This window comes from Streptomyces sp. McG3, from assembly GCF_018619185.1.
Lineage (GTDB): Bacteria > Actinomycetota > Actinomycetes > Streptomycetales > Streptomycetaceae > Streptomyces.
The window spans coordinates 1-5,747 of the sequence record NZ_JAAXYC010000414.1 but is presented as its reverse complement, the minus strand read 5'-3'; the positions used below and the strand labels follow the sequence as shown (position 1 = coordinate 5,747).

Below are 5,747 nucleotides of genomic sequence, written 5' to 3'. Positions count from 1 at the left end.
CGCCGAACCACCCCGCGACCCCTCTCCGGACGATCTTCGGCGAACGTGTTCGCGAGCACCCTCCAACGTCTTGTATTGTTTGCGGCGGAGGATTCGCCTAGTGGCCTAGGGCGCACGCTTGGAAAGCGTGTTGGGGGCAACCCCTCACGAGTTCGAATCTCGTATCCTCCGCCATTGCTCTCACCGGGCAATACGTCGAAGGCCCCCGCAGCTTGCTGCGGGGGCCTTCGACGTTGGCCGTCTGCACGACGACGAACGGGTCTTCACCCTCTCCCGCATCCACAGCGTCATGCCCGGGTAGCCGGGCCCCGCGCCGTGACTCGGTGTTCGGCCGGCCACTGCGGCGATACCCCACGACCAAGCGCTGCGACGTGCCGCCACTACGATCGCCGACCATGGACTGGGTCGAGCGCACCGCGCAGTTGAGGCAGTGGACGAGGAGCGGGACGCGGGCTCCGCACAAGCCGTTGCTGTTCCTGTACGCGCTCAGCCGATTCCAGCGGGACGCCGACGACGAACTGCGGTACAGCGCCGTGGAGGAGGACCTGCGGGGACTGCTCGCCGAATACGGTCCCGGTAACCGGACGACACCCGCCTACCCGTTCCATCATCTGGTGAGTGACGGCGTGTGGGAGGTGTGCACCGACCGCGGGCCGGGCAGCCCCGGGACCGGCGTCAGGGAACTGCGCGCAACCGGCGCCGCTGGGCGGCTGACGCCGGAGCTACGGGCGGCGCTGCGGCGGGAGCCGTCCCTTCTCGGCCGGATGGCACGGGTGCTGCTCGACCTGAACTTCCCGCCCTCCCTCCACGGCGAGCTGTGCGAAGCCGTCGGCCTCGGCCTGGAGGAGGCCGAGACCGGACTGTTCTCGGCCACGCGCAGGCAGCGGGACCGGCGGATGCGGGAGGTGGTCTTGACGGCGTACGAGTACCAGTGCGCCTTCTGCGGGTACGACGGCAGGATCGGCGCGATGCCGGTCGGGCTCGAGGCCGCCCATGTGCGCTGGTGGGCGTTCGACGGACCGGACGACGTCGAGAACGGGCTGTGTCTGTGCTCGCTGCACCACAAGCTGTTCGACAAAGGCGTCCTCGGTCTCGGCGAGGGCCATGGCGAGGGCCACCGCATCCTGGTCTCACAGAGCTTCGTCGGCCGCAGCACCGCCGCTCGCGAGCACGTCATCACGCTCGCCGGCCGGCCGGTCATCGGCCCCCAGCCGGGCATCCGACCCGTCGCCGCCGCCCACCGTTCCTGGCACACCGGCCAGGTCTTCCACGGCAGCCCACGTCCCGCCACGACCGCCTGACCGCCGACCTGGCGGTCACGAGAATTGCACTGGTAAGGAGCGTGATACCCAGAGTATGGTCGCTTATATGGCGACGAAGAAGGTAACGGTGACGATTCCCGAGGATCTCCTGGACGAAATCCGTGCGGAGGCGGCAGAACGGGGGATGTCGGCGTACGTCGCCGAGGCGCTGCGCTTCAAGCGCGACCGGGACCGACTGCGGGAGCTGTCGGACTGGCTGCAGGAGGAGCACGGTCCCCTCACCGACGAAGAGCGCACCACAGCGTTCGACGAGTTGGAGGGCCTTGACGCCGAGCACGAGCGCCGGCGCGCCACCGGAACGCACGGTGCCGGAGAAGCCGCGTGAGGAAGCGATCCGGTGAACCCGGGCAACGGCCGCTGCGCGTCTTCGTACTCGACTGCGAAGCCCTGTCCCTGGCCGTACGCGGCGACCGGAAGATGATCGCCTGGCTCGACCTCGCGGCCCGGGGTGAAGCCGAGGTGGTCACGTCTCCGATGACACTGATCGAGGCGTACGACGGCAGAACCACCGAGCAGCGCTGGGACTGGGTACTCTCCCGGCTCGAAGTCGCTGACATCGGAAAGGACGAGGCCCGCCAGGCCCGCCGCCTGCTGGCGGATGCCAAGCTTCACGGCCACAAGTACGCGATCGACGCGATGCTCGCCGTCATCGCGCGCCGGCAGAAGGGGCAGGTCACCGTCTTCACCTCGGATGTGGACGACCTGGAGAGGCTGGTTCCGGAGTCGATCGTCGTCAAGAAGGTATGACCCGCGCTCCGGTCTCAGTTCTGGTCTCGTTCGCCCCCGTCCAGTGCTGTTCACCATCCGTCCGACGCCCGGCTCCATCCCAGGTCAGAACAACCCCGTCCCTCTCCGAACCCCCGGACGAACATGTGGAAAGCGTGTTGGGGGCAACCCCTCACGAGTTCGAATCTCGTATCCTCCGCCATTGCTCTCACCGGGCAATACGTCGAAGGGCCCCGCAGCTCGCTGCGGGGCCCTTCGACGTTGGTGGTTGCTGTTTGGGTTGCAGTCGTCACGGTTCCCGCCGATCCGACGCCCGCTGCACGCACTACGAAGACGATCCCCGCGTGCCATCACCTGCTACGCCCCATGTAGAGCCGAGAGGCACCACCCGTGAACTCTGGTGCCATCTGTCCGACCGCTCCACGGATGTGCGGCGCTCAGTCACCCCACGAGACAGTGCGGCGCCGAGTAGCATCATCTGACCGATATGACGGATCATCAAGCACATCAGGGCCATAGGGGTGGAAGGTGGCAGTCGAGCCCGTGTCCATGAAGCCAATCAGTCCGGCTGCGTACGGTGCGCTGGGGGCCGCCCTCAAGCACATCTTCTGGTACAAGAACGACCTGGAGGGCTTCATCCGCCGGTGGGCTAAGGGCCACCCGGAGCTGGTTGCCGGGATCAACTTCTCCGGGTACAAGTGGCAAACGGCCGAGGACTTCGTAGATCGTCTCCATGCAGATGAGACGCGCTATACCGAGCTTGCTCTACGGCTCATGGTTGAAGTCTCAGAGATGACCAGCTTCCCCAAGCTGCGGCGACTATCGGACGCCGACTCACTCATAGCCGAGGCGCGGGAAGCCGTTTTCGAGCTGAAAAAGTGCATCGACCGCCACCGCGGCCTGATCGCTGACGATGCCAAGTTCGCCAACGACCTCGCGGCTCACCAAGCGGTCACGGACAGCCGACGCAGCTTCTCCGAGCGGCTGAGCGAGCTGAAGAGCGAGTTCCTGCGCCTTGAGGCAGAACCCAACCGCCAGAAGGCTGGACGCGAGTTCGAGCCCTTCCTCAACCGGCTGTTCCGCCTGTTCGACCTGGACCCAAGACTGTCCTACAACCTGCCCTACGAGCAGATCGATGGATCCATCACATACGACACTGACGTCTATGTCGTAGAAGCGAAGTGGCTCAAGGAACCAGTCGAGGTCCACTACCTCGGTAGCTTCGTCGAGAAGGTGCGGCACAAGACCACGAACACGCTCGGGCTGTACATCAGCGTCCATGGCTTTACCAAGGGGGCCAGGGAGCGCTACGCCGACGGCACCTGCTTCATCACGATGGAGGGAGTGGACCTCTTCGTAGTGCTGGATGGCCACATCACGCTCGACGAACTTCTCAGCCGTAAGAAGAGACATGCCAACGACACCGGAAGCTGCTACTTCCCTGCGTCACTGATTCTGAGCGAGTAGCCAGCGCACGAGATATCGACGACGCCGAGCAGATGGCTGCGTCAGTGGGTGACCTGAAACCCACGCGAGGGGGGGGAGGCCGTGGGGCTTCCCCCCTCGCACTCGATGTCTTTGGCTGCCACCGATACATACTGGCAGGCGGCTCCTTCGGCAGCGGCCACAGCAGGCCGCCGATCTTGTCGGCGGTGTCCGTGAGCACCCGGTTGGTGAGGTGCTGGTAGCGGCGGCGCAGTCCGGGCGGACTTGCCGGGCTCACTGCCCATGATCGCGTCAACGACCGTGTCCGGGACGCCAAGGATCGGCAGAGCGGTCGCTGCCGTGTGGCACGCCGAGTCTGACGCAGCACGCGGTCTTGGCCATCCTGACCGGCTCGCCGCTCGCCGACACAGCACGCCAGTACCGGAGGAACCCCGCGGTCCTCTCCCACGCGGTCGCGGTCCACGACCACGCCGGCCAGGAAGTCCTGGCCCGCCACGCGACAACCACCGACTGGTGGCAGACGTACCTCCACTTCACCGACTTTGCCGAATACCTACCCCACCTTCACCACGCACGTCCTGCCCATCCTGCGCGAGGCGGAAGTCGCTGGCGCGATCGACGGCTGGTGCCACCAGAGCACCCCTGCTGGCGGCTGCGCCTCCTGGTCCAGCCCGTGAGCAGTGCCAAGCCGACCATCGGGGACGGCTTCGACCGCCTCGTCACCAACGGACACCTTCAGGTGCTACGAGTTGGCCGAGGGCGTGAAAGGGGAGAAGTTCTGAAACGGCGGCGGCGGGAAAACGGGTGGCCGGCCCCGTTTGCGACCCGCAGAGTGACCGTATGGCGTTGGACGATCGTGTGTTCCTGCCCGGACTCGAGCTGTCCCGGGTTCTCTACGAGGAGGCCGTGCGGCCGGTCCTCGACGCGGAGTACCCCGGTCTGCGGTACGCCGCCGCCCGGATCGGCTCCGGCTCCGAGGTGCTCGGCTTCGACACCGCCCGGTCGGCGGATCACGACTGGGGCCCGCAGTTGGACCTGTTCCTGGCACCGGCCGATGCCGCCGCGCACGGGGAGCGGCTGCACCGCCTGCTCGCCGAGCGGCTGCCCAAGCAGGTGCGCGGCTGGCCGACGCACTTCCGGCACGCCGATCCGGCGGACCCGGTCGGGCACATGGAGCTGACGGACGGCCCGGTCCACCACCGCGTCCTCGTCGCCGACGTCGGCGGGTGGCTGCACGATCGGCTCGGCCTCCGGCCCGGCCCGGGCGGGGAGCCCCCGGCGCCGGCGGTCCGCGACTGGCTGGCCATGCCGCAGCAGAAGCTGGCGGAGACCACGGGCGGCGAGGTGTTCCACGACGGCGCCGGCACGCTGACCCGGGTGCGGCGGGAGCTGGCCTGGTACCCGGACGAGGTGTGGCGCTATCTGCTGGCCTGCCAGTGGCAGCGGATCTCCCAGGAGGAGGCGTTCGTCGGCCGCTGCGCCGAGGTGGGGGACGAGTTGGGGTCCGCCGTGGTCGCGGGGCGGCTCGTGCGCGACCTGATGCGGCTGTGTCTGCTTCTCGCGCGGGAGTACGCGCCGTACAGCAAGTGGCTGGGGAGCGCCTTCGCCCGGCTGCCCGGGGCCGACGAGCTGCTGCCGGCCCTGCGGGGGGCCGTCACGGCCACGGACCACCCGGCGCGCGAACGGCACCTCTGCGACGCGTACGAGACCGTGGCCGAGCTGCAGAACCGCTCGGGCCTGGCGGAGGCGGTGGACCCCGGGCGGCGGCCGTACCACGGCCGCCCCTTCCAGGTGCTGCACGCCGAGCGCTTCGCCCAAGCCCTGGCCCGGAGCATCACCGACCCGGAGCTGCGGGCCCTGCCGCTGACCGGGAGCGTGGACCAGTGGGCCGACAGCACGGACTTCCTCGGGCGGCAGGAGGCCGTGCGGGCCGTGGTCGGCGCGCTCGGTCGCTGACGGGCCCGCGCCACCGGCCGGCGGTCAGTTGAGAAGGATCAACAGGAGGAGGCCGATGACGGCCGCTCCTACGATCCCGGCGACGGTGCCCACGAACCAGTTCTGGTAGAGGAATCCTTGTTGCGGGGAGTCCCCGCCCTGCCTCGTGGGCGCCGGCCGTGCCTGCTTCTGCCGGGGTGCGGTCGGGTGTGCCGTTGGCATCGGCGCCGGCCGCGGCGGTGGTGGTGCGGTGGACGACGCCGCGGTGTACGAGGACGGGAGAGGCACCGGCGGTGTCACGGGGGCCGGGGCGGGGAC

The 5,747-nt window shown here is 68.4% G+C and carries 5 protein-coding genes, 1 tRNA gene and 1 pseudogene; 6 read left to right on the top strand and 1 reads right to left on the bottom strand.

Annotation, left to right across the window (positions count from 1 at the left end):
* Positions 1-86: 86 nt before the first annotated feature.
* The 5 genes from HET64_RS35775 to HET64_RS35755 all read left to right on the top strand — a co-directional run bounded on the left by HET64_RS35775 (position 87) and on the right by HET64_RS35755 (position 3,515).
* Positions 87-174, top strand: a tRNA-Ser gene (locus HET64_RS35775).
* Between the two features lie 221 nt (positions 175-395).
* Positions 396-1,301: a phosphorothioated DNA-binding restriction endonuclease gene (locus tag HET64_RS35770; protein WP_215111408.1), complete on the top strand. Its 906-nt coding sequence runs from the start codon at positions 396-398 to the stop codon at positions 1,299-1,301.
* A 67-nt stretch (positions 1,302-1,368) separates the two neighbouring features.
* A complete protein-coding gene (locus tag HET64_RS35765) occupies positions 1,369-1,647 on the top strand; it encodes a ribbon-helix-helix domain-containing protein (RefSeq protein WP_215111407.1) in 279 nt (92 codons plus the stop codon).
* Positions 1,644-2,069, top strand: a complete 426-nt coding sequence (locus HET64_RS35760) for a PIN domain-containing protein (RefSeq protein WP_215111406.1) — start codon at positions 1,644-1,646, stop codon at positions 2,067-2,069. The genes HET64_RS35765 and HET64_RS35760 overlap by 4 nt, the downstream gene beginning before the upstream one ends.
* Positions 2,070-2,576: 507 nt before the next feature.
* Positions 2,577-3,515, top strand: coding sequence for a restriction endonuclease (locus tag HET64_RS35755; protein ID WP_308370425.1), 939 nt, complete (start codon positions 2,577-2,579; stop codon positions 3,513-3,515).
* Here the strand turns inward: HET64_RS35755 and HET64_RS39940 are convergent.
* Positions 3,442-3,844, bottom strand: a pseudogene (locus HET64_RS39940) (hypothetical protein); the annotation flags it as partial. The gene HET64_RS35755 and the pseudogene HET64_RS39940 sit on opposite strands and share 74 nt — an antisense overlap.
* A gap of 490 nt (positions 3,845-4,334) precedes the next feature.
* Between HET64_RS39940 and HET64_RS35750 the strand changes: the two are divergent.
* The gene (locus HET64_RS35750) at positions 4,335-5,450 is read left to right on the top strand and encodes a DUF4037 domain-containing protein (protein ID WP_215111405.1); all 1,116 of its coding nucleotides are present in this window, start codon (positions 4,335-4,337) and stop codon (positions 5,448-5,450) included.
* Positions 5,451-5,747 lie beyond the last annotated feature (297 nt).